Here is a 23,591-nt window from a genome sequence, read left to right on the forward strand (position 1 = left end):
TGCAGACGGCTGCCACATGACAAAACGAGAGATTAGAGTTCGGTGGTGGGTGTACAAGGATTCGAACCTTGGACCCGCTGATTAAGAGGCTCCTTGCCGAAGCGGATATCTCAACGTCATCATTACATTGCCGGGAGCCATTTTACAATGAGGGTTTATCCCGGGCATTGATATCGCTTCGGGAATTGGCTCAACTGTAAAACGAAAATGCCCCCCTCATTACCCCGTCTCCCCTGGCAACGCTCCACCTCTGGCGACTGGTTCGTCGCTTATCCCGATGATCACCCGGATCATGCCGCAACGGTTCGGCACATGCCTCAGGCTGTCGGGCAGGACAAATGGCAATGGAGCGTGTTCTGGGAAGGACGGTTCGGAGAGTTCGGCATGGCCCCTGATCGGCAGGCCGCAGCGGATGCGGCAACCGAAGCATGGCACCGGCTTGTCGAGACGACAGAGGTGCCGAGGGATGTGATGGGAGAGATCGATGCGATGCTGGACCGTGCATCGGGAGGAGTGCCGGCCGACCTGCTGAGCGAAGATAGCGACTATCTGCGCCTGGTGCTGTCGCGCATACAGAAGAGGTGGGAGGCGGCGATCAAGTTTGATCGGCTGCCGCCGGGTGCGCAGCGAATCATGGAGGCGGTGTCGGCGGAGCTGTATCGGAGGCGGGTTAGCGAGAGCGATCCTTGAGGCGCCGCTCTACCTCGTCCTCGATCTCGCGCTCGCGGGCCTCATCGGCCATGAGCGTATTGGTGCGCTGAAGAGTGGCGTTCAGCGTCTCGACGCTCGCCGCCAGGGCATTGATTGCCCGGTTATCGACCATAGCCAGCTTAAGCTCGAGGTCGTTGGGCGAACGCTCCGCCTCAGGCTTCTTGATGCCGCGACGGATACCGAAATAGCCGAGCAGTCCGGTAATGACGACAAGCAGGCCATTGGCGAGAGCTTCATAGTCCAGATTCACGCTTCGGTCTCCGCGTCAGGCGTTTCACTTCCCCGCCAATATCTGACGCCGAGGTGTAGACGTTTGCGAGCTCGAGCACGCAAAAGGTGCCGTATGCGATGATGGCCGTTGCCGCCCCGCCATCGTGCAGGAACGCGTCGATAAACCCGAGCGTCCATTGCGACCAGAACAAGAGGCCGGTGAGCGAAGCCAGCATCCTTAGGTGCGGCGAGAATCGAAATTGGTGGAACGTGCCGTTGATCGTGAGAGCCGCCAGGCGCACGACGCCGATAGCCAGCAGGATTAACCCCCAGCCCTGCTCGTCGGACCACCCGGCAAGGCGTGAAAAAGACGCCGAGGTGTCGAACGTGTCGGGCTGGGTTTGGAACACCAGCCACATCCCGAACGCCGGCAGGAGCATGATCCACTCGGAGCGGCGGAACGGGAAGTGGCCGGCGATGCCGTCATAGAGCGGCTTGAGGATAATCCTCATGACCCGCCCTACTCCGCGTTGCGAGGCGCCCGGTAGGCACCGATAATAGCCGCGATCGATTGAACGATCGTGCCGACCACCACACTGAACTCTGGGCTGTTGTACGGCGCAGGCACGACATTGCTGATCACCAGCCCGCTCCAGATCGCGCCGCCAAGCGCAGCCCATTTGCCAGCCCCAACGGCCTTACTGACCTGAGCGACCGGCGACGGACGCGGGATACGGATAGGCAGATCGGTTCCGGTTGTGGGCATGACGGTCTCCACGGTTTCGCGAATGAGGGATGGAAGGTCGATGGATGGCAGGGATGGTGCCGGGATCTTCTGGACGGGCTCGGGCACAACCGGGCTTTCCGCGATCATATCGAGCGCTAGGGCCTCGACTTCGCTGACGCGACGGGTCCAGCCACGGCCGAAGGTCGAGAACGTCGAGAGCCCGCGCAGGAAGTCCATGCGCTTGTCGCACAGACGAGTGACGATCGTTTCGGCATCCTTGCGGCGAGAAGCTGCTACGGTCACAGGGCCGATGACTCCATCCTGAGTGACGCCGAGAACAGCCTGCAGATACCGGGCTGCGCGAGATGGGCCGCTGTTCACGGCGAAGTCGAATACAGCGTGATCGACACCGTCAGGCAGGTCGCCGGCGCGCACCTTATCCCAGTACTCTGCACGATAGACCTTCGCCGCGTCAGCGCGGGTCAGCATGCGGATATCGACTTTGTCCGTATCTCCGTCGCCATCGATATCGATGCCAAGGCGGCGGGCGGTGCCGATCGTGACGCCGAGATTGGTCGCGCCACCGGGATCTTGGGGATGGTCGACATAGCCGCCCTCATGGCTGAGGACAGCCGAAAGCGACCGCTCGAAATTGCGGTTCATTATGGTCTCCAGTGATGTTGAGATGTCAGTGGCGGGCGTTGCCCTTGGGGTTTAGAAGCCGATAGATCGGGCGGAACAGCACCATAAGCGCCACGCAGAACGCAGCGATTGCCCACGCCCATGGCGGGAGCGCAGATTGCAAGCAGTCGAGCAGTTGCCCGTCAGAGCCGCCGTAGTCATGAATGACACAGCAGTCACGAACACCATCGAACAGGCGCTCTATCCATTGGAAGCCGGAACAGCCGTCAGAGATTGTGTCCAGCATTCCACAGATCGTCCAGTTGGCTTTCCGTCATCCCGACAAGCTGGCGAAGGTCTTCGACAAGCGGATGGTCGCGGCGATACTCAAGCGAATGGTCGATGATCGCGGATGCAACGGCCCATGATTGAGGGTCGTAGTTCTCGCTCTCCTCGTCATTGAGGCTGGCAATGTAGTCGCGGACCGTCTGCTCTTGGCCGGTCAGGCGCATCATAGCCCAGAACTGCCACGGTTGGAGCGGCGTAAGGTTGTGCGTTGGCTCTGGTACAGGTTCAGGCTCTGGCGGCTCATAAATGACAAAGCCTGCCCCGCTGATCTGCTGCTGTGAGGCGGTGCGAAACCACGAGCGCGGATGATAGACGCCGCTTGGCATCCTCACGCCCTTGTTGCCGAAGGTGCCGGGCATGTCGGTGTGGGTGTAGAGGGTCATGCTCATAGTGCCTCAAATCCCACCTGGTATGAAACTCCGTTGATAAATACGACAGGAGGTGGTCCCCAAATGAAAGTCGTCCGATCCTGAGGAGCTTGATAAGCAATTGTGGCATCGGGCAACGCCGCAATCTCAATGCCATCTACAAACAAAGACAGGGACAAGATAAAAGAGTCTGCCCTTTGATCCCCATCAATGGCCATAAAAACTCTGTTGTTTGCTTCTTGAGACATGAGAATAGAAAGCACGTATCCGTCTATGGGCTGTGACAACAACTCACCCAAGCCTCCGTCCCTGAAATATCCCGTGTTATCTCCGCTGTTCTCAGCGATCATGGTGGCGGTGCCGCCCGCCGCCATCGCCATCACCGGCATAGCAAAACCTGGAAGGATCATAGCTCGAACGCCTTCCATGTAACGTGGATCTCGGTCGAGGTTGCAGCAAACAGCGTGACCAGCAGGCCCGTTGTGCTCGTCACCGTGTCCTCGGGCAGTGGATCTTTGTAGTTCGAGCCCCACGAGATGGTGCGCTCTATCGAGTTGTTGCCGACAAGCCGGAGAACAATGGCGTCGCCCGGCTCAACGCTCGACGGATTGGAAAGCGTCATGTTTCCTGTCAACGTACAGGTGCGAAACCAGCCGTCAGTCCAGACCAGCGATCGGGTCGATGAATAGGCGAGCGGGACGCCTGCCTTCATGCCCGTCAGCACGTCTGCGGTGAGCACCGCGCCTGCCGTTCGGGCCAAGCCGTTGGCTACGGTCGCCAACCTTACAACGCCTGCGTAGGCAGTGGTCGATAGCTGCTTCAACGCATCGAATGCAGCCGATGCAGTGCTTTGTCCGGTGCCACCGTTCGCAACGGAAAGATCAGTGCCGGACCAGTCGGAATTGTTTACGCTGGATTTAAACGCAAGCGCACCCAGAGCCGCTACAAGCTTCCCTAAAGTGTCGTATGCGGTAGCAACGCCGTCACGGATGGCGGTAAGAAACGCGGCCTGCTTAGTCGCATCGGACGTATTGTCGACATTGCCGAGGCCCACGTCTGCTTTCGCGCCTGAGGTAGCTACAGCAGCAAGCCCGCTTGTGTTGACCACTGGATTTGCGGGGTCGCTGCTATCGATGGAAATGTTTGTGCCGCCGGCAATCGACTGTACAACACCGGGGTCACCTTGAGCTCCCTGCGGTCCAGTTTCGCCCTGCTCCCCTTGGATGCCTTGAGGCCCTTGAGCGCCGGTCTCCCCTTGCTCGCCTTGAACACCCTGTATGCCCTGCGGACCTTGATCGCCAGTCTCACCCTTGTCGCCACGGGGTATCTGGAAATTGAAGATCGCCTCAGCCGAGGTGCCTACGTTGGCGGCAGAGGCTTCTGTCCCGGCCGCGCCGGTGGTCGTGCTGCCGACAGCGATTGTGGCGGCGTCACCGGTGTCACCCTTAACGCCCTGCGGGCCCTGCTCTCCTTGAATCCCCTGCGGGCCCTGGGGCCCGGTATCTCCTGCGTCCCCTTTGTCGCCCTTATCGCCTTTCTCTCCCTGGATTCCCTGAACGCCTTGCGTTCCCTGCACCCCTGGCAGACGAATGGCGATTTGATGAGCCGGGTTCGGCGTCACGGTGATGTTGTACGCCCGCTCCGTCTGAATGCTGATGCTCATCAGGTCACCTGCAGATAAATATCGGGCGTCACGTCATCGCTGTCGGCACCGAAGATCACCTGGAGCCGAAAGCGGTTGTTGCGGCCCTTGCGCAGGGAAAGCGCGCTTGTGCGGTCAAGCAGGAAGCGGACCTTGCCTGCAGCCGCATCGGCAACAGTGATTTCGGTGTCGGCTTTGATCACATCGGGCGATGACGAGAAGATCGCGGGCGTGGCCGACGAAAGGTCAACAGGATCGCCGTTCTCGTCGGTATAGGTGAACAGCAAATCGACGGTCTCGCCATAGTTGATCTGGTCGTCGCAGGTTGCGCCTATAACGATGGGCTCGCAGGTCATGCCGGCACCTCGTTGAGAGCTTTGATCCATCCATAGTCCGGATCATCCTCGGGCACCCTGAACTGAGTGGGGTCGGTGCGAAGTCCGTCCAGAACTAGGTTTGAAGCCCCCGCAACCAGATATCGCCGGTCATTAGAAGGGTCGATAACGAGAGCGTCGAGGCTGGCCGACGACCCAGTCGGCGCAGCCGTCCATGTCGTTAAATTTGAGGAAAGCCTTGCAGTGCCTGAATCCCCAATTGCAAGATACCCATTCGCGTTGGCGATTACTGCATTGAAGTCTTGCGAGGTACCGCTCGATCGCGCTGTCCATCCCGCTAGATTGGATGAGGTGATGATAGTTCCATTGCGCCCAACTACGACGGCGGTGCCGCCATATGAGTAAACGCCGTGGAGTGTCTCGGTCGTGCCACTGGTGCGCGCGGTCCAGTTTTCTGCGTCTGGCGAAGTCAGGATCGTGCCCCCCGCGCCTACAGCGATCCAATCACTCCCGTTGTAGTGCACACCATACAGCCAATCCGACACGCCGCTGTCCTGGACTGTGAAGGATGACCCGTCGTCGGTGGTGACGATCTGCCCGTATTCGCCCACCATGACGAACATGCCGTCGCCGTAGGCTGCGGCATTCAACCGCCCGCTTGGCGACCGTACTGTCGGCGTTGACCAGTTATCGCCATCAAGGGAGGTTGTGACGTATCCGTTGGTATCCTCACTTCCATCGAACATCAGCGCAAGATAGATCCCGCCACCGAACGCAATGTCGTTGGAGATCAGCCCGCCGGTGAAGCTGTTGCGAATGGTCCAGTTGATGCCGTCAGAGGATGCCTGCGCATCAGTGTTTGTGAGAGCGACGAAGCCATCGTCGCTATTGGCAATCCCTTTGAAGCGCCCAGAAATCGTCCGGTTGCTCCAAACAATACCGTCAGGCAAAGATGGGAGGATGGCGGCAAGGTCAGGATAGTCGTCGCTTTCATAGAGTGCCCCATCCCGGCGCAGCCATGTCGCATCGAGTTCGCGCGCGCTCCACTTGCCGTCACCAATGCTGACTGCCGCCTGCCCAACTGTCGCGGCATCGGTGTCGGCCGTGCCGTCAGCAAGCCCTGTCAGCTTGTTACCGTTGGCGTTCTGGTCGCCCGTCCACGCCGTCCGCCCGTCTTTGTGCAGACGGTTCGTCAGACCTTGAGACAGGTCTTCGAGAGGCGGATTGTGCTGGATCGGCAGCACATCATCGCCGTCGACCACCTTGTATGAGGGAGGGAGAAAATGGGTCCCGTTTGGATCATCGGGCAAGATCGTATCTCCGTTTGCATCTTATGGCAAATAGGCACATGATTCACCAAACATTTTTGGAGAATGGCGATGCCGTTTAAGAACCCGCACCCGCTCTACCAAGTTTGGCAGGCGATGCGGCGCAGATGCCTGACCCCCTCCACACCCTCATGGGCGAATTACGGAGGGCGAGGCATCAAGATTTGCGCTGAGTGGGACAGCTTTGATCGGTTCGCGGGCGATATGGGCCAGCGTCCTGATGGCTATACTCTTGAGCGAATAGACAACGATGGCGACTACACGCCCGACAACTGCAGGTGGGCGACGCGTCGCGAACAATCCAGAAACAAGCGCGACACGAGAGTCCTCACCATTGAGGGGCAAGATTATGTTGCGTGTGAATTAGCCGAGCAGTCTGGGCACAAAACAGATACGATAATCGAACGTGCCAAGAGAGGTTTGCCGCTTCATCAGATATTGGATCCGAAGCGTGAAACGCGAACCGACAGCTGGCGCCCAGCGATCGAGGCGCGAGTGGCAAAACAACTAGCCCGCACTCACTGCAATCATGGACACCCTTGGACGCCAGAGAACACTGGAACCTATAAGAAAGGCCGCTACTGCAGGACGTGCCACCGAATAAAGACAGCGCGTCAGGCAGCTGAGAAGAAGAAGCGCGCGGCCCTAGTCACACCATAAGCGCAATAGCGCTGCCGGTGCGTTTCATGCTATCGAGCCTCCTTATGAACCAGATTGACCAAGACCCCAGCGACCACAATGAACCGGTGTTTCTGCCGGGTGTTGTTGATGGATTTTGGGAATTAATCAGAGGCGCGGTGTTCTTCGTGCCCGCCTTGATCTGCGGCCTGATCCTGATCGCTGGACCGCTGGCTTTTGTGTGTTTCTCGTTTCTAGAGGCTGAGCATTGGCTGAAGGATGGAGAGTTTTTGATCTACAGCCTTGATATGTACGCGCCGGCACCTTCAGCAGGTGAGTATGCCGGCGCTCAGCAGATTTTCGACTGGATATGGGGGACTTGGATCGGCGTCCCCATCGCGATCGTTTCATCTATGCTATATTTCATTGCCCAAGCCGTTTTGTCCGCCATACCAGGGAGATGGTAGTTTGACCGATTTTGCTTTCGGCCTTCTCTTGTATCTGGCTTGCTTCGCTGTCGTAGCGCCGTTTGTGTTTAGCTCCAAACCTGGCAGGTTCGTTCGAGACGCCTTGGGTCTCGCTGTCGCGGGCGCCTTTTTGTTGGCTGGCGTGGCAATTTTCATTGCCATCGTATCAGCCCTTGCAGGGATTCTTCTATAGAAGCGTCCTCCGCCGCGCCTGTCGTCAATAGAGCCCTAATAATTGCCAATGTCTCTGGCGTGCTGCGGTTTTCATACCAACCTCCAGTCTCCATCAAAGACCGTAGAATTTCGTCGTTCTGACGCTCTGCAATTCGCTCAGTTATACCTCCAGTGGCGCGGCTAGCGCCTCGACGTAGTAGGTTGCCGATGTCGATACCCGTGGGGCCTTGGAAAATCGGTGCCTCTTGCTGCCGTGGCCGCAAGTCCTCTCCCGCAGCGCGACGAAGCCCAGTCACTGCCCCTCCCGTCACTCGCTCCTCTGTCAGCGCCATCGTGGCCTCATTGTCGAACAGCCGAATAACCTCATCCGCGCGATCATCGCCGAAGGTCTGCGCGAGTTTATCGCGGTTCCAGCCGCCCTCGCCGCGGATCGCTGCCGCCAAGGAAGTGCGGTTTCGAGAACCAGTGCCGATGAGCCGGTCGATCTCGTTTCTCGCCCCCTGACGCATTGCCATTGGCGCTGCAGATGGACCAGGTGCCACGCCGGATGGTTGGCTCGCTGTAACTTGCATGCGCTCATAGTCGCGCGGATCAATCGCCTCGGCGCCGCCGCCAAACATCTTACGACCTTGATCGAACGCCTCGGACTGACGGGCAATCTCTTGCCATTGGGCATCCGCTCGCTTGATATCAGGCACCCGCTGAGCAAGCTCGCTATCGACCATACCGCGAACGTCGCCGATGACTTCTCGAACGCGGCCGATGTTGGGGTCGTCCAACATGTCATCGAGCTCATTGCGTAGCGAGAATAGCCTTGCCGGATTAGTCGTCAGCGAATCCCCTTCGTAAAGGTCTCGCTGGATCTGCTGCAACCGACGCTGAGCGCGCCCAGTGTAGTTCGGGATCATCTCGTCGATCCGCGCAGCGATGCCCATCACGTTGACCGGGCCCGCGCGCGAGAACGACTCTCGGTACAGCGGGCTAGTTGCCGCTCGTAGAGCGTCCAAATCTGCCGACCATTCACCGCGCGATACGGATGGCCCCAGAACGTCATCCACCTGGGACTGAATACGACCGCGCGCGCCGGCAGCACGCCCCATGAGCAACTGAGCTATTTCCGCCTGCCCCATTCCCGGACGCTCTGCGGCACCCATGGCGAGGCTTTGCATAGAAGGTGAAATATCAGCCGCAATCGCTCCGGGCCCCATCTGAGATACTCGAGGGCCGACCTCTTCTGCCCTGATACCGCCTCGCTCAAGCGCTCTCTGCACATGCGTTGGCACTCGTTGACCGGTGCTCGTCGAGAATACGCCTGGACGGCCTACCGGTGCGCCAGGTGCCATTCCTCCTGCAAGGCTTGCTGCCCGGTCAAGGGACTGCTCCGACATGTTCTGAAAGCCGACGCCGGGGTCGAAGTCGGACACATCGCCCCTTGCGACATCTCCCGGGAGCGTGATGGCGCTCCAAGCGTCCATTGCAATCTGAGGAACAGCGGGGCGAAACGCCCCCGTGCTTCTATTCACCTCGACAGGAGCAAGGGTGCCACGGCGCCACTCGTCTCGCTGCTCCTGGGGCTGCGCTGAAGGCTCAGTAACCGGATCTACGCTCGGATTGGCCTGAGCAATCCCAGCGCGGATGGCTTGCCGCTCTTCATCGGACATGGACATATATTCGTCCATGCTGATCGTGCGTCCGCCAACTTGAATCGAAGGTCCGGTCGAGGGGCGCGACTGCTGACCCGGCTGAACGACACGAAAGCCCTCAGGAATAGCTGGGTTAGGCTGGCGAGGAGCGCCTTGCTGCGTGATGCGAAAGCCCGGGGGAAGATCAACCATTACATCAACTCCACCCAACGCCCACCCCGCAAGACCATCCGCTGGCCCTGGTCATTTTCGATGATGGTGCCGTCAGTGATTTCCGGGTTTGCAGGTGACTGCATCGGCTGTTGAGCCGGCGGCGCTTGCGGGGCTTCGCGCCGATAGCCTTCAATCCGATCATTGAAGTTTTCCATCGGGTTCTGAAGCTCGGCAATTGCGCCGCGCATCTCACGGCGAATGGCAATCGCTTCCTCGGCTGTTCGCGCACTCTCCCCGCGCCAGGTGTATTCCTGCACCAGATTGGCGAGAGCCTGATCATAGCGGTTGATGTCGCGCATCGTCCGGATGATGAGCTCGTTGCCGCCCGGCTGGTTGATCAGACGTGGCACAGACTGCTTGAACAACTCGAGATCGGCATCGGACATCGGGCCAGAGCCTGGCGGGCGCTGGCTGGGCACCATCTGGTTGATGAGGGCCTGGGCGGCCTGAACGCCGCTGGCACCACCCAGATCAATGCCGAAGTTGCCAGCGAAAGAGGTGGCAGCCGCCTCGAAACCCTGCGGGGTGTCCGCGAGAAGCCCTTCCAACTGATCGAGTTGCGCAAGTGTGCGGCCTGCATTTTGCCCGTTGGTGAGCATGGCCTCGTAGTTCTTCCGCTCGGTCTCACCAAGGCCGGTGAAAAAGTTGTTCGCCGTTTCACCCGGCATGTTGATGTCGACAAGCGACCCTTTCGCTTCAATCGCGCCCTGGGCCATTAGATCGTTGGCCTGCTGTGCCTGCGCCGGGTCCGCTGTATTGAGCGTGCGCTGAGAGCCATCTGGCAATTGGAGCGTCACGGTGCTGAAGCCTGGCTCCTCTGGCGCAGCATAATTGCCCATTGGGGTCACCTCCCCGCTTGTCCGATCGATGCGGACGTACGTGCCATCGTCCAGCTGCTCGAAATCGTAATCGGGGCCGGCAGGTGCAGGCGACGCGTACAGCTGCACAGGAGTATTGTCTGGACCCATTACCCAAGAGCCTGAGCCGGGCGGAAGGCCCCAATCCTCCATTTCAGCTTGTGACAGTGGGCGCGCTTGATAGTTGCCCTCTCCCACCTGCTGCTGCAGTTGCTGCATGCGCAGGTCGTTCATCTGGAGTTCCTGGCGATAGGCCGGATCCTGCTGCTGCAGGTGCGCGTTGAGAATAGCTTCCCCGAGCGCCTGGTTTTCCTCGCTCCACACGTCGCCCATCAGGGCAAACGCATCCTCTATCGGGATACTGGCCAAGCCACCTGCCTGAGCCGTCTGCATCGGACGCTGCTGCTGCTGGGGGGCTGCCTGTGGCCGAGGAGCCTGCGCCTGAGGCATCGGCTGTTGCGGCGCTGTAGCCTGAGGCTGCGCTCCGCGCGGCTGAACTGGATCAATTTGAATGCTCGGCTGCTGCGGAGTCTCCTCTGGCGTTGCCGTGCTCGGAGGCGCAAGAGGCGGAAGTGCAGACGGATTTGCGCTCGCAACTCGGGTGCGCTGTCCGGGGTAATCTCCCGACAGGTACGCACTAGCACGGCGATCCCGGTGCTCAGGCGCGGGGCGCAGGAAATCTCTGACGATCGCCGCTGCTGCCGTGCCGGTGTCACTTGCTCCGAGAATCGATTGAGCCGCCCTTGCCTCTGGCCCCTCAAGCTCGGTCATGAGGAAATCAAGCTGCGCATCTACGTCAGACGGATCGACGCCGCGCTGCTGCGCGAATGCTTCATAAGCGCGCCGACGCGGGCCGGTGAGCTGGTAAAGCCCGTAGCCACCGCGCGAGCCGGGAACAATTGGGTTACGCTCGTTGATTCCCGGATCCAGCCCGCTCTCGTCACGGAAGTTCAGAACAAACGCATCAGCGACATGCTCTGGCAATCCTCGAGAGACGAGTCCTTCACGGATATAGGTGGCCCGCTCGCCCTGCGGCAGAGATGCGCCAGAGATTTGCGTGGAGGCCTTGCCAGCGGTAGCGGGAGGTGTTGTTGGGCCAACGTACTGGCTGCCGTCGTTACCGCTGCCAGTGATGCTTGCAATGAGCCGGTCACGAAGAGCGCTAGACCGCGCCTGCCCTGCCCGCTCAGCAGCATTGGCGCGGCTGTTGTTCACATTGGCCACGATCCCCTGAGCAATGGCCGCAAAGCCCTCACCAACGTTCTGTGGCGCCATATTGCGCCCCATAATCGCCTCGGCCAGGGCACGACGGCGCTTCACATCTTCCGGGGTCTCTCGGTTGGCGTCGAAGCTGAAGAGGTTTCCTGTCGCCATGCCCTTAGCCTCCGACTGCCTTGGAGTAATCGACGTAGCGGAGGCCCTTGCGCCTGGTCACCGCATCGGGGTTCTTCTTTTCGACCTCGGATGCCATCACGCCGATATGCTTGGGCGCAGACTTTGGCTCGCCCTTGTAGCGATACTCGTGAACGCCAAGATCAACCTCCTTGAGGTGGCCGATCTTCTTCTTGTCGGTCTTCGCGTCGTCATCCGATAGGCCGATGAGAGAACCGATGCCGCCCATGAAGCCACCCATCAGTCCCTGATTTGCCTGCCATTGCTGCAAGCGCTGCTGGTAGTTCTCATTGATGATGCCAGCGTTATCCGTGGTCGGAATTGTCGGCTGCTGCGTGTTGACGAAGTTGGGCTGCTGGATCTGTGACCCGGACATCAGTCCGATAACTTCATTCAACGGCTGGGAGCGCGCTGCATAGGCTTCCTGCAGACCCTGCTGGCGCGCACTGTTGCGGAAACTGGCGTTGTTCAACCGCGCACGATTGCCGAACTCAGCCTTGGCAAGTGAAGCCGCATTTTCTGCGCCAAACCGCTCCATAAGCGATGCGTTCTGGCGGCTCTGCTGGTCACTGCTGAACTGGGCGCGGCCAAGAGACGCCTGATTGCCGAATACGGCCGCATCGCGCGCGAGGCCCACGAGGCGTGATTGCTCCTGCCCAGATGCGAGCATGGTGCCGATGCGTTCGTCGGCCACCTGCCGACCGAGACGCTCCATCTCCGAGTTCCATGCCGCCGTGCCTTCGCGGAGGCCCGAATTGAGCAACCGCGTCCGCAGCGACTCGTCTTCAGAAGCGCGGCGATCCGCGCCACGCGACCACAGGGCTTCCTCGACGCGTTGCCGATCGGCTGAGAAGTCATCGGCGCCGGCATAGGTGTCGGTGTAGTTGCCGCCTATATCGCGGTCATAGCTGGTGTCATAGCCGCGCCCGATCTCGGTCTCGTACGAGCCTCCAATACGGTCAGTCTGCCCTGCAGAGGTCGCCAGCGCCGGCAGGCCGCTGGTGTCAATGGATTTGCCGAGATAGTCGCGCAGAAAACCAGACCGCTCATTGGCGATGCTGGCGAGGTTGCCTTGAGCCGCCGTGTTCTGCTGGCGGATGCGCTCTTGTTCCGGCGAAAGCGTCTGCGTTGCCGTGAAGGTCGGAATATCGTAGGTCTGGCCGGTATACGGGTCTGTGAAGTTGTACGTGCCGGTCTGATCGTACTGCAGCGAGCCGTCAGGGGTGTTCTGGCTGACGTTGTTCATCATCGCGTTGGCGATGGCTGTTCCGACATTGGTCCCGGTCTGCGCCTGGCTCGTTTCCTTCGGATCCGGAGGGGACGGCATCTTGCCCATCAGCGCACCTTCTCAAATCTGCTGGCCCGCCATGCGTCGTCGGTCAGCGTGAAAATCAGTTCATCCTCGTCGCGGCCGCGAAGGCGCGGGATGCGGTATTCCTCAAAGCCGAAAGCCCGGCACATGCGGCAGATGCCGCGATCCTCGCCGCGATTGGCGGAGATGCGCAGCACGACGAGCTGATAGCCGAGCCGGTCGAACGGATATGCGAACAGCTCGTGCAGCACCTTGCGCGTCAGCCATCTGGGCGTGATCGCAGCCGTGCTGATCTCGATGACACCCGCCTCGGGCTGCCAGTTGTGGTAGATCGCGGCGGCGACAAGCTTCTCATCATCGAACACGCCAAGCGCCCTGCAGTGCCCCCAGACACGCGAATAGCCAATCTGGCGGGCGCACCATGCGGCAAGGTCTTTCTCGACCTCCTGCGCGGCCTCTGGCGGCAGGATGTTCAACTCTGAACCTCACCCGCCGTGAACAGCACGTCCGTTCGTATGAATTCGGTATCGAGCGGCGCGACCGATGCGCTCGTGACCTGGTGCGCGATGGTGATCGCCTCGCCTGCCCCGAGCGTATTGCGCCATCGATCCTGAACAGATGTCGAGCCGCTGGCCCCGCCCCACTTGGATACGCCCGGCCCCCATTTCGCCGTTCCCCAGACATCGACCTGGCCGATCGGGGTGGCGTCGTATGCCGGCGGCAGGTTGACCCGGAAGTCCGTATGGACGCTCAGCCGCTCTTTGGCGACAAAGCGCGATCGCATGACAGCTCGAGCCATATGGATGGACTTCTTGCCGGGCACGCCCAACTGGTCGAAGACCGGGATATAGATGCCGGTATAAGGCGCGCCGTCGTCGGACCCGCCGACATTGGCCTGATAGACGAAGCCGTCAGGTGAGCCGAAATACAGCCCGCCATCCCAGACTGCGAGGCTCATGGCATCCCAGCCGTTGAACCGGCACCACTTGCCCGTAGTGGCGTTTGACACCAGCCAGACCGGCGATTGCCCCGAAATGGTCGGCAGCGCGACCACGAGCATCTGCTCTTCGGTCCATGCGACCGATGTCCAACGCTTCTCGAACCGCTCCGAGACATAGCGTGACCACGCCGGCTCGATCGGCCGAGACAGGGCACTTGGCGCAAGCGACTGAACGTCGCGCTGCAGAGCCTGAGACAGTTCCAGTTGCCCGATATCGGTGCAGATCACCAGATCGCCACCACGGCGAAGGAACGCGTTCGGCCCGCGCGGCTTGCCGATGGTGTAGACGCCAACCCGCTGCCAGCTTGCGGCCTCGTTGGGATTGTCGCCCTGATAGACGGCAACCTCGCCGTTGTCGGTCGCGAAGATGCACATCGCGGACAGACCGTCGCCGGTTTCCTGGGACCATGTTGCCCCAAACACCAGATTGCCGCCGAGATCGAACACGCCGCCCAGCGAGAACAGCGTCAGCTCACCGCCGATCTGCCCAACAGGCAAATAGTAAACGTCCAGGCTATCCTTCTTGATGAAGAAATAGCGGTTCTTGAACACCCACGTGTAAATCAGCTCATCGGCGCCGGTATCGTCGCCATCCGGGAACGTCAGTGCCGGGTCGGTGTCGAATGTCGCCCCGTCATAGACCCACGGCGTGTCCTGCCCGTTGACCCCGCGAATGTAGAGCGTGCCGTCGGTCGCAGTGTACTGCGCAACGCTGCAGTATCCTTCGGTGAGCGCATGCTCGACCTCGGGATCTTCAAGGCCGGAAACGTCATAGATGCCATCGTCGGCAATGCCGAACATCTTGGACACAGGTCCGCGCCGATATGTGAACAGCGACTTTACCGGTGACCCGACCTCAACATGAGATCGCTTGCCGCGACGAAGCCGGCCACCTGTTGGCGTCGGAAAAATATCATCGAGCTGATAGGCCGCGCCGGGCTGCGACATCGCAAGATTGACATCAGACACCCAGCCGAGCGACGGGCCGGGGAACGAATAGGCGTCGTATGTCGGCTCTTTCTGCGCGGACTGGCGAGCCTTGCCGCGTGCGGGCCGAACCATCATGGCAGACGCACCCCGCCGTCGAACTTGGCATAATCGGCCAGTTGCCCCTCGAACTCCGCCAGATGGTCGGAGAAGGACTTGCCGACATGCCGACGCCAACGCCACACAGCGCCGGACTCGATCAGGGTTTCCGACAGGACGGTGGTATCAGTCTGCGCAACCAGACGGCTGCCCGGCGTGCTGCCTGCCAGAGCCCAGTTCTTGGACTGATAGATCAGCTTCGCCGTGTCGCCGCTCTTCAGGAACGGATAAAATGCGACCTTCGTGCCGTAGAGATAGAAATACCTGGGCGTACCCGCGATCGGGGTCAGCGATGCCCACTCGTCAGAGGTCAGGCTGCCGCGCACTCGGTCAGTGCCAGCAGTAATGCTCAGCCCCATTGGAAAGCGGTCAAAGTCGGCCGGGAGCGGATGATCGAGCGCAGCACCGGTGCCGGTTAGGGTGTGGGTTTTGCGCAGCACGCCCCAATCAACACGGCGGGTAATCTCCTGCCCTGCCTCATTGATGAACTGGCCGAGCAATACCTGGTCGGGATCATTGCCGGAGATTGCCGTAGGCGGCTCAATGCCGGCGTTGCGAGCGACCGACTGCATGATGGTCAAATAGGTCATGGGTTCAGACCTCCGACCCGCACAACCGCATCAGAATAGCGGGCGCGCTTGTCATCGATCCGCAGAAGCTTGATCGCCTCGCCGTAGAGCGAACTCGTCGCAATCGCCAACTCAGCGTCCTTGAGGAACTTCGCCGCTTGCAGCGCTACGCCGTAGAGATAGACGGATGGATAGTCGCGCAGCAGCCAGTTCGTAGCCGTCGGGCTGCATGTCAGGCTCGGCAGTTTGCCGTAATACTGGATCGTATGGTCGCCGGCCGTACAGCGCATTGTGATGTTGAAGCCATCGACTTCGTAGCGCTGACGGTGAGTGCCGCGATAGATCTCGAGGAAATCAGGGGGCAACGGCGACATGCCGTCCTCAAAGAACAGCGTTGCCTCGACCAATTGCTGCCGCGTGCGCAATCGGCTGTTGAAGTCGTCCTCGGCCAATTCGACCAGTCGCGGAAATACGTCCGAGATGGCGCGATTGCCAACATGATCGGAGACCGCGAACCGCAGATCGATGATGTTCTGAAATGCGGACACTAGACCACCTTTCTCGGCTTCCATGCCTTCCGGCCCTTGAGCCGGTCGCACAGCGCCGTGATCCGATCATTGTAGGCTTTCTCCATGCCGGGAGACTGGTCGCGCTCGGTTTCGAGGCGCTTGATCTCGGCAAGGATGGCTTCGCGCGTCATACGCTGCCCGCCGACCGATTATCCTCAGCCGCATTGACGATCTCGATTAGCCGAGCGGCGTCATAGTGCTCACGAACTAACTGCCCAGTTTTGCTCTTGAACACTTCATCTTCCACGCGACCATCCATGTAGATTCGGATTGGAGCGCATGGGTCTCGATCCGGAGAGTACAGGCCACCCTCCTCGGCGCATGTGACAATGGGCAAATCGATAGGCATCAGACATTGCCTTCCTTGGTGCGCCAGGCGGCGTTATCGCTGTCATTGAGCCAGCGAGAGACGTGCTTCTGGTCGCCGTGCAGGAACGCCTCGTGGAGGCCGGTATTTTCATCGTGCAGCAGGTTAAGCGGCACGCTGGCAATGTGGTGGTAATCGCCTTTCCACCCGTCAGGGGTGGCATTGCGGCGGGCTGCGTTCTCTTCGATCAACGAAGCGACGGGATAATCGGTTCGGACGTGCGTCATGCCGCCCTCTTCCATGATCCAGACCGTGCGCCCCGACTGCGGATCCCAGGAGAACAGTTCCCAGTCACCATCTCGAATGGCCCGCGAAATTCCGCCCGCCCGCATTGCTATTTCACCCGCGTGACAGCGCCAGACTCTACGCCGTCCAGTGCAGCTTCAACCGACATCTCGACCACGGTGCCCTTGCGATGCCGCTGGCCGTTCTCGTCCCAGATGTCGCGCTTGATCTGGACAGGAATGGTCTGCGCCTTCGGCTGCGACTTTGGCTCGGCTGCGGGACCAGCGTCTTTGCCTTCGTCGCCGCCGTCTACCAAGCCCTTTGCCTGCGCCCGCCAGTCGGCATTGACGATGCTGTCGCGCAGCTCGAGCTCTTCATTGAGCTGGAGGATTTGGTCGTCGGTGAGATTGGCGATCGTGTCGAATGACTCGATGCCCCGGCTTTTCAGCTTCTCTGCCGTTGCCGGCCCGATTCCGCTGATCTTCGTCAGATCGTCAGCCATTTATGGCTCTCCATGAAAAAAAGCCCCTGCCCGAAGGCAGAGGCTGATTGATGCGTCTGTGGCCTGAGCGATATTAGGTGGTGGCGCTCATGCCGAAGATATCGGCAGCAACACCAAGGCCAGCTTCGTTCGCGACCTTGAGCGTGCCTTCACCGATGATCACCGTCTTCTTGGCGTCACCGGTCTTTGCCACGTCGCGATCCTCCTGGATCTTGCGCAGCCAGAGCCATTCGGCCATGTCGGGATCAACGAACAGCGCATTGCGCGACAGGTTCTGCCCGCCCGCACTGGTGTAGTCGACCTGAACGCGGTTCGGCTTGATCATGACCTTGCCGTATGGGCCTTCGTAGATGTCGGCGTTCGAGATAATCGAGTTGCGGTTACCGTCGCTCACCGAGTAGCGGAACGGGGCGACATCGGCATTGGACATGAAGCTCACGAAGACGGACTTCACGTAGGGCGACACCGAAACCATGCTGTAGTTCGCGCCGGCGGTGTAGCCCTGGGACATCACGTCATCCATGATGGCCTGAGTGAACGCACGCTGCGTGCCGTTGGTCGCGGCAACCACCAAACCGGAGTTCACATCGAACCCACCATTGGCGCCGCCAGAGCCGCGATTGGCATTGCTCTCGATCCACGCCGCCATGCCTGCCGACTGGCGGTCAGCGCCGGCCACAGAGGGCTTATTGGCGAGAATGCCGTACTCGACATCCTTCTTGATCTCGATGCCCTTCTTGAGCTTCTGGCGCTTGGTTTTCTGGATGCGCCCGGCCTCGTCCACGGTCTCCTGGGTGTTGGAGATGATGAACGACTTCCGCATGATCTGCGTGTAGTTGCCGACGCGCTGCGGCGAATCCACACCATCGAAGCCGTATTCGTCGCCTTCAGGGTGGTGATTGTCCTCTGGCGGCGCGAGTTCATCGATCTCCCATTCGGGATGAACCGAAACGCACGAGTCGGTGCCGATAGCGGTATAGACGGGGGTATCTTCGGGCGTGATGCGGTTCACCACGTCCGACAGTTCTTCACGATTGCCGACCGACGTCGTCGTCAGCTTCGTGTTAGCGAGAGCGGCCATCATGGCCTCCTAGAATGAAGGGGTTGATCAGTCGAAGTCGATCATCATGGCGTCATGGATCGACCCGGTTTTCTGCAACCTGCGCATCGCATCGGCATTCTTGCGTGCCTTGCCGGCCCCGTTCGTTTTCTGGCGTCGTGCTGGGGCAACGGGTGGCGCATCACGCACCTTGTCCTTTGCCTTCCGCTTTGCCGCCTCTGCCTGCATACCAAGCCGCGCATAGTGCGCCATCTTGAACAGCCGGTGATCGGTGGCGAGGCCAATCTCCTCATCGGAATAGCCGAGTTGCCGTGCCGTCTCTGAGGCGGCATCGAAAAACTGCTTGTGGCCTTCCTTTGTCCGGAACGTCTCCGGGAAGCTCTCGGCAAGCTTTCTACTCTCTTCAGCAATGAGCTCGTCATGCTGGTCCTGAGTGAGCTTGCCGGTCACCTCTTTCGGAGCGTGTGCGGCATTGAGCACTTCCTGGAGCCGGGCTTCCGCCTGCTCGCGGGCCGTTTTCATGGCGTAGTGCCGCTGAGGGTCTTTGAATGCGAGGGCCTGATCGGGCATCGGCGGGAGCGACTTCTCAAGAAGCCCAGCCAGCGCTTCGACCGAAGCGTTTACGTTGGTTGCGAGGGTTTCCAACTCTTTGCGGCGATTGGAGTCTTCCTGCCGCTTCCGAGTGTAATCCGACTGCCGCATATACCCGGACTTGAGCTCTGCGAATGGCAGGGCCTCGCCATTGGGTAGCGTGATGAGCGCATCGTCGGCGATTTCAGCGGCCGGTACGCCCGCGTCATCGTCTTCACCGTCCTCGTCGGGGTCGGACTCGTCGTCCGCTTGTCCGTCGTCTTCGGCGTTGTCATCGTCGGCAGCTTCGTCTGTCTCTTGGCCTTCATCGGCCTCAACAGTCTCTTCGTCCGACTGCTCTTCCGCGTCTTCTGTTCCGGTATCCTCTGAGGGGTCGGTCCAGTCGAGCGTCATCGCGTCGTCGAGGCTGAGAGGGTGCGCGTTATCGGTCCCGCCATCAGGCAGGTTGTCGGATTCGCCAGTCATGATTTCTCCTGAGAGAGTGGCCGGCCCTATGCCGGCACTTTGCGAGGTTCGCCTGGTTGTTTCGCGAGGGAAGTCAGGCGGGCTCGAACTTTGCGGATCGCGCGCGCTTCAGCAGCAGCGTTCCGGCGTGTCTCATCGTCGTTCATCGGCGCGTTGATGCAGTGATTGACCGCAGCGGTTTCGATCTCATCGAACAGCGCATTGAAGAACGGCACGTTGAGGATGGCCTCGGCGGCGCGGCGCTTCTCGTCATCGGTCATTGTCCGCTCCTGCCTTCACGGTTGCCGTCAGGCTGCCTTTGCCTGTCCAGAGAGCGCGCTGCGTTCGTCTCGCGCGACTGCTGAACGTCCGCGATGATCTTTGCCGCCGCGATATCCGTCTGCGTGCCCATCCATTCGCGCTCGGTCTGCTGTTTCATCTGCTCGCGCTGCAGATCGACAGCGTTGTCCTCGGCATTGGACTGCGCCTTGATGTACGCCTCTTCCATGCGCGCCTCGGCTTCCGCCTGGATCTGCTGCAGTTCGGTGATAAGGTCGGCATCACGCTGCTCGCGCTCCTTCGAGGCGTCCGCCTGGATCTTCGCAGTGAACTCGGCCATCTTCTGCTGGCCCTTGAACTGCTCGATGGCCATCTTGCCCTGAGTGCGCTTGTCTTCGAGCGCCATGGCTGCCTGAGCCTTGATCTCTTCAGGGCTCGGCTGCTCGGCCTGCGCCTTGATGGCCTGCTCTATGGCTTGCGGATCAGGCTGCGTGAAGTACAGGCCGATCGACTTGAGGCCAGCGGCTTCCACGAATTTGGAGATGCCGTTGTAGAGGTTGTCGGGCTTCACATACTGCATGCCGACAGCTGGCCCCATCGAGGACAAAATCTCGCGCTGCAGGCCTATGACCTGCTGCATCATCATCATGTCGCGCTCGCGTGTACCGGCGCCCAGGCCGATGTTTACAACCGCATCCATGTCGGCATTCCATGAGCGCGGATCGAACGTCACCCACTCATCGCGCAGGCGAACCGTGCGCGGCGCATCCTGGTTCTCGATGATAAGCTTCAGAAGGCCACGGAACACAGGTTTGAGGCTTTCCGCAATGCAGCGGACCATCATCTCGGTCTGGCCGATGCCCGCCTGTTCCATCATGGCCGATGCCTTGGCCGTCATGTTCTGGAGGGCATCGGGAGCCATGCCGCTCGACGCATCCGATATGCCGGTGCGTTCGGTGATCTCGCCGTCCATGTACTCGAGCATCGCGAACGATTTGTCTGCGACCATTGGCACCTGGTTGAAGCCAACAGCGGCGCGAACGTCGACGCCTTCCTCAACCCAGATCGGTTTGCCGAACTCAGGCTCGAGCATCGCATCAGGATTGGTGATCGCGCCAAGCTGGCCGATCGGCTGCAGATTGTTCTGCCAGTAGAGGTTATCCATGGTCTGGCGCAGCAGCACCGTCTTGACCTTCTGGATCTCCATCACCTCATCAGAGGCGGAGTTGCCTTCCCACTGGTGCGGCCGGCGCTCCGAGACGATGTTTGCGTAGTTGACTTCGTCCCACTCGTCATTCGCCAGCAGGTTTTCAGTGCTGAAGCCGCCGGCGAACACCATGCGGCGCAGCTCAGCGATGCCGTCGCCGTCATAGTCGACCTTCACCAGCAGATCGTAGTAATCGATCTCCTGCATGGCCTTGGTCGCTTCATCGGAGCTTTCCGATTCCAGTACGTCGCGCCGGCGAGCAGCTTCTTCCGTGTCCTGCTCGGTATCCGAAGCGCCTGCAGTGGGCAGAGCCCAGATTTTGTCTCGCTCATACCCCATGGCCACGAGGTCTGAACGGCGCAGCCTGCAATGCTCGCCGAGGATCGGAGCATCATCGAAGCTGGTAGCATCCGAGTGGATCAGGAAGTTCTCGGGAGCAATGACGCCGATGCGCGGCATCTTGCGCTTGATCGTGCGGCGCAGCTTGAGGTCGTGCAGAACAACCGGTGTCGGCCCCATGCCCGGCACTTCGACCGTTTCCTGACGCTCGCTGTGCTCAAGCACATCGACATCATCATCAGCGACGAGCTGCGCGAAAGATATCTCATCGAGCCCTGAATGCCGTGAGGTCTTGGTGTCGACCTTCTCCTCGACAAACCACTTAATGACGCCATTACGAAGCTTCACAGCGTCGTTGATCGCGTCCTCGATCTCGGTGCGCCCTTTGCACTCTGGCAAGGCGATGTAATTCACATAGTCGCTGGCCTGCTGGGCGCTCTCTTCGTCGCCCTCGCCAACAGGGTTGTATTCAACGATCTCGTCATTGCCGAGGATCGTGCGCAGGATAGATGGCAGCACCTTGCGAACCGCCGCACGGACATCGCGAGACACAACCTGCGAGCGCCCTTTATCGGCGGGGATGTACGCCTGCAGTTCCTTGGCGTCCCCGTCATAGAACGCCATCATCTTTTCGCGGTCTGTAGACCGCTCGTTGCGGTATTCCTCGGCGTCCTTCACCAGGTCGCCAACGACATTGCAGAGGCGCGTCTCGTCCATCTTTTCGTCTCGCGCCATCAAACCACCTTTCGAGCCTTGAAGCCCAAGTCATTCGTCTTTGCCTTAGGCTCTTCGTAGGCCACGCACATCAGGCCAAAGGCGTCGGCGCTATGACTTGCCCAGTCATGCTCCGGCCCCAGCCCTATGCCGCGCTCTTCGTCTTTTTTCTCGTGATACCATCCGAGAGCATCGCGCCCACCCTCAGTGGTGTCGGCATTGAACCAGATGGACGGGAACAGCCTGCGCGTAGCTTCAATGCGCTGTTTGGCGGCACCCTTGCCTTGGTTCGAAACAACCGAAACCTTGTAGCCAGCCTGGCGGAAGAAGCTCTCATAAGAGGCGTCGTAGACCTTCTCGCCGTGCTTGCCGTCATGCGGAAGCCAGACCTGACACTTGGCCGGCTCATAGCCACGGCTGCGCAACCAATCGAGGTGCGCGGCGCCCGGCTGGCCAACAGCCTCATAATGATCAAGGACGCGGATCTCTTTGCCGATGAACTGGGCAATCCAGATCACGAAGGCATCGGCCCGAGCACCTGTGCCGCCAATGTCCGCAAACGCCCGAATGGTCATCAGCGGGTCAGCGGATACCCTGCCGATGCGGCCATCCTCTTTCGCCTTGGTCAGCGCCTGGGCGAAATATGCGCCCTCGACAACAGACCGGAAGTCGCCTTCCCATATGTGCCCGTACTGGTCGGGCCGCTGTTGCATGTCGCGCTGACGCTGGCGCTCGAGGATCGCCGGGAAGCGCGGGTTATCCCGGAAGTTCAGCTCGATGAGCTTGTAACGAGGATCGCCGCCGAGCCTGAACCGCTTGTGTGTCGCGCTCGTCTTGCGCTCCGGGTTCCACGTCACCCAGAGTTCGGAGTCTTCCTCGCGCAGGGTCGGAATAAGCTTTGTCCAAGCCTCGTCGGTGACCGGCTCGGCCTCGTCTACCCATGCCAGCAGAATGCGAGCCTGAGACTTGACGCTATCGATGTTCCGATCGAGGCCCATGAACGTGTAGTAGACATCGCCCGGCAGGCCCTGGGTGCGGATGTACGTCTCGCCGATGTCGAAAAACCCTGCGAGCCAGGGCTCCTCTTTGATCGACTGCTTGATCTCCTCGAGCGAGGAATCGGCCAGCGTCTTCATGAACTGGCGTCCGCAGAGGACTTGCCCGCTCCGCCCCGCTGCCGCCCACATGTAGGCACGCACGGCAGACATCTTGGCAAACGAGCGCGTCTTGCCTGAGCCGCGCCCGCCATATGCACCCCGAACGTCAGCTTCGCCTGCAAACACAGGGATCAGCTTCGGGGGTAGCGCGATCTTAGCTGTCGCCATCTTCGAGGGCTACGAGCTCGACCTTGGCAACTCGGATGGGCCCGCCATCCTCACCGGTCACCTGCATCGGCAGAACCTTGCCCAGCAGGCCGGAGAACGCCTTCACGTCTTCATCGGCAACGCGCTTGAGATAGCCGACCAGACCATCCTTGCCCTTAGTATCGCCTCCGCTTTTTTCGGCAGCGAGGAGAATTGCGTCCTTGAGCTTCGACGTGGTCTTGTTTGGCAGCCCTTTAGGTCGACCAGGGCCAGCCTTGCCTTTGCCGACCCTGTTTTCCTTGGTTTCTTTTACGGCCATTGCAGCAGTCCCTTCCGGGTTATTGCGCAAAATATTTCCTTCCGCCCTCG

General features: G+C 60.2%; 27 protein-coding genes. 2 read left to right on the forward strand and 25 right to left on the reverse strand.

The window, feature by feature from the left end:
* Positions 1 to 207: 207 nt before the first annotated feature.
* Positions 208 to 690 (forward strand): hypothetical protein, encoded by a 483-nt coding sequence (locus IE127_RS03620; RefSeq protein WP_189423508.1) that lies wholly within the window; start codon positions 208 to 210, stop codon positions 688 to 690.
* Here the strand turns inward: IE127_RS03620 and IE127_RS03625 are convergent.
* From IE127_RS03625 to IE127_RS03665, 9 genes are read right to left on the reverse strand one after another with little or no spacing between them, the layout of a single operon-like run.
* Positions 671 to 961, reverse strand: a complete 291-nt coding sequence (locus IE127_RS03625; protein WP_189423509.1) for a hypothetical protein — start codon at positions 959 to 961, stop codon at positions 671 to 673. The genes IE127_RS03620 and IE127_RS03625 overlap by 20 nt on opposite strands.
* The gene (locus tag IE127_RS03630) at positions 945 to 1,433 is read right to left on the reverse strand and encodes a hypothetical protein (RefSeq protein ID WP_189423511.1); all 489 of its coding nucleotides are present in this window, start codon (positions 1,431 to 1,433) and stop codon (positions 945 to 947) included. The genes IE127_RS03625 and IE127_RS03630 overlap by 17 nt, the downstream gene beginning before the upstream one ends.
* Positions 1,434 to 1,441: 8 nt before the next feature.
* A complete protein-coding gene (locus IE127_RS03635; RefSeq protein WP_189423513.1) occupies positions 1,442 to 2,311 on the reverse strand; it encodes a glycoside hydrolase family 108 protein in 870 nt (289 codons plus the stop codon).
* 25 nt (positions 2,312 to 2,336) lie between these two features.
* The gene (locus tag IE127_RS03640; protein ID WP_189423515.1) at positions 2,337 to 2,576 is read right to left on the reverse strand and encodes a hypothetical protein; all 240 of its coding nucleotides are present in this window, start codon (positions 2,574 to 2,576) and stop codon (positions 2,337 to 2,339) included.
* Positions 2,557 to 3,006 (reverse strand): hypothetical protein, encoded by a 450-nt coding sequence (locus IE127_RS03645; protein ID WP_189423517.1) that lies wholly within the window; start codon positions 3,004 to 3,006, stop codon positions 2,557 to 2,559. The genes IE127_RS03640 and IE127_RS03645 overlap by 20 nt, the downstream gene beginning before the upstream one ends.
* Complete coding sequence (locus IE127_RS03650) at positions 3,003 to 3,395, reverse strand: hypothetical protein (protein WP_189423519.1); 393 nt, start codon at positions 3,393 to 3,395, stop codon at positions 3,003 to 3,005. The genes IE127_RS03645 and IE127_RS03650 overlap by 4 nt, the downstream gene beginning before the upstream one ends.
* A complete protein-coding gene (locus IE127_RS03655) occupies positions 3,392 to 4,648 on the reverse strand; it encodes a collagen-like domain-containing protein (RefSeq protein ID WP_189423520.1) in 1,257 nt (418 codons plus the stop codon). The genes IE127_RS03650 and IE127_RS03655 overlap by 4 nt, the downstream gene beginning before the upstream one ends.
* On the reverse strand, positions 4,648 to 4,983 hold the full coding sequence (locus IE127_RS03660) for a hypothetical protein (RefSeq protein ID WP_189423522.1): 336 nt from the start codon (positions 4,981 to 4,983) through the stop codon (positions 4,648 to 4,650). Before IE127_RS03660 ends, IE127_RS03655 begins: the two co-directional genes overlap by 1 nt.
* The gene (locus tag IE127_RS03665) at positions 4,980 to 6,272 is read right to left on the reverse strand and encodes a WD40/YVTN/BNR-like repeat-containing protein (protein WP_189423524.1); all 1,293 of its coding nucleotides are present in this window, start codon (positions 6,270 to 6,272) and stop codon (positions 4,980 to 4,982) included. The genes IE127_RS03660 and IE127_RS03665 overlap by 4 nt, the downstream gene beginning before the upstream one ends.
* 722 nt (positions 6,273 to 6,994) lie before the next feature.
* Between IE127_RS03665 and IE127_RS03670 the strand changes: the two genes are divergently transcribed.
* Positions 6,995 to 7,375, forward strand: coding sequence for a hypothetical protein (locus IE127_RS03670; RefSeq protein ID WP_189423526.1), 381 nt, complete (start codon positions 6,995 to 6,997; stop codon positions 7,373 to 7,375).
* 152 nt (positions 7,376 to 7,527) lie between these two features.
* Here IE127_RS03670 and IE127_RS03675 read toward each other — a convergent pair whose 3' ends face one another.
* The 16 genes from IE127_RS03675 to IE127_RS03750 all read right to left on the reverse strand — a co-directional run bounded on the left by IE127_RS03675 (position 7,528) and on the right by IE127_RS03750 (position 23,541).
* The gene (locus tag IE127_RS03675) at positions 7,528 to 9,384 is read right to left on the reverse strand and encodes a hypothetical protein (RefSeq protein WP_189423528.1); all 1,857 of its coding nucleotides are present in this window, start codon (positions 9,382 to 9,384) and stop codon (positions 7,528 to 7,530) included.
* Positions 9,384 to 11,636, reverse strand: coding sequence for a phage tail tip lysozyme (locus tag IE127_RS03680; protein WP_189423531.1), 2,253 nt, complete (start codon positions 11,634 to 11,636; stop codon positions 9,384 to 9,386). Before IE127_RS03680 ends, IE127_RS03675 begins: the two co-directional genes overlap by 1 nt.
* 4 nt (positions 11,637 to 11,640) lie before the next feature.
* Complete coding sequence (locus IE127_RS03685) at positions 11,641 to 12,990, reverse strand: tail fiber domain-containing protein (protein ID WP_189423533.1); 1,350 nt, start codon at positions 12,988 to 12,990, stop codon at positions 11,641 to 11,643.
* A complete protein-coding gene (locus IE127_RS03690; protein ID WP_244639917.1) occupies positions 12,990 to 13,442 on the reverse strand; it encodes an N-acetyltransferase in 453 nt (150 codons plus the stop codon). The genes IE127_RS03685 and IE127_RS03690 overlap by 1 nt, the downstream gene beginning before the upstream one ends.
* Positions 13,439 to 15,031: a hypothetical protein gene (locus tag IE127_RS03695; RefSeq protein ID WP_189423535.1), complete on the reverse strand. Its 1,593-nt coding sequence runs from the start codon at positions 15,029 to 15,031 to the stop codon at positions 13,439 to 13,441. Before IE127_RS03695 ends, IE127_RS03690 begins: the two co-directional genes overlap by 4 nt.
* Positions 15,028 to 15,642, reverse strand: coding sequence for a phage adaptor protein (locus IE127_RS03700; protein WP_189423537.1), 615 nt, complete (start codon positions 15,640 to 15,642; stop codon positions 15,028 to 15,030). Before IE127_RS03700 ends, IE127_RS03695 begins: the two co-directional genes overlap by 4 nt.
* The gene (locus IE127_RS03705) at positions 15,639 to 16,169 is read right to left on the reverse strand and encodes a phage adaptor protein (RefSeq protein WP_189423539.1); all 531 of its coding nucleotides are present in this window, start codon (positions 16,167 to 16,169) and stop codon (positions 15,639 to 15,641) included. Before IE127_RS03705 ends, IE127_RS03700 begins: the two co-directional genes overlap by 4 nt.
* Positions 16,169 to 16,321, reverse strand: coding sequence for a hypothetical protein (locus IE127_RS03710; protein WP_189423541.1), 153 nt, complete (start codon positions 16,319 to 16,321; stop codon positions 16,169 to 16,171). Before IE127_RS03710 ends, IE127_RS03705 begins: the two co-directional genes overlap by 1 nt.
* Positions 16,322 to 16,538: 217 nt before the next feature.
* Entirely contained in the window at positions 16,539 to 16,889 is a 351-nt protein-coding gene (locus IE127_RS03715; protein WP_189423543.1) for a hypothetical protein, read from the reverse strand.
* Between the two features lie 2 nt (positions 16,890 to 16,891).
* On the reverse strand, positions 16,892 to 17,284 hold the full coding sequence (locus IE127_RS03720) for a helix-hairpin-helix domain-containing protein (protein ID WP_189423544.1): 393 nt from the start codon (positions 17,282 to 17,284) through the stop codon (positions 16,892 to 16,894).
* A gap of 73 nt (positions 17,285 to 17,357) precedes the next feature.
* Positions 17,358 to 18,365, reverse strand: a complete 1,008-nt coding sequence (locus IE127_RS03725; RefSeq protein WP_189423546.1) for a DUF5309 domain-containing protein — start codon at positions 18,363 to 18,365, stop codon at positions 17,358 to 17,360.
* Positions 18,366 to 18,392: 27 nt separating this feature from the next.
* A complete protein-coding gene (locus IE127_RS03730) occupies positions 18,393 to 19,400 on the reverse strand; it encodes a hypothetical protein (RefSeq protein WP_189423548.1) in 1,008 nt (335 codons plus the stop codon).
* Positions 19,401 to 19,426: 26 nt separating this feature from the next.
* Complete coding sequence (locus tag IE127_RS03735; protein ID WP_189423550.1) at positions 19,427 to 19,660, reverse strand: hypothetical protein; 234 nt, start codon at positions 19,658 to 19,660, stop codon at positions 19,427 to 19,429.
* Positions 19,657 to 21,939, reverse strand: coding sequence for a portal protein (locus IE127_RS03740; protein ID WP_189423552.1), 2,283 nt, complete (start codon positions 21,937 to 21,939; stop codon positions 19,657 to 19,659). Before IE127_RS03740 ends, IE127_RS03735 begins: the two co-directional genes overlap by 4 nt.
* A complete protein-coding gene (locus IE127_RS03745; RefSeq protein ID WP_189423554.1) occupies positions 21,939 to 23,243 on the reverse strand; it encodes a phage terminase large subunit in 1,305 nt (434 codons plus the stop codon). Before IE127_RS03745 ends, IE127_RS03740 begins: the two co-directional genes overlap by 1 nt.
* Positions 23,230 to 23,541 carry a hypothetical protein gene (locus tag IE127_RS03750; protein WP_189423556.1) on the reverse strand — a complete coding sequence of 104 codons (312 nt, stop codon included), beginning with the start codon at positions 23,539 to 23,541 and terminating at the stop codon, positions 23,230 to 23,232. The genes IE127_RS03745 and IE127_RS03750 overlap by 14 nt, the downstream gene beginning before the upstream one ends.
* Positions 23,542 to 23,591: the final 50 nt, after the last annotated feature.

Origin of the sequence: Devosia pacifica, assembly GCF_014652635.1 — a bacterium.
GTDB lineage: Bacteria > Pseudomonadota > Alphaproteobacteria > Rhizobiales > Devosiaceae > Devosia > Devosia pacifica.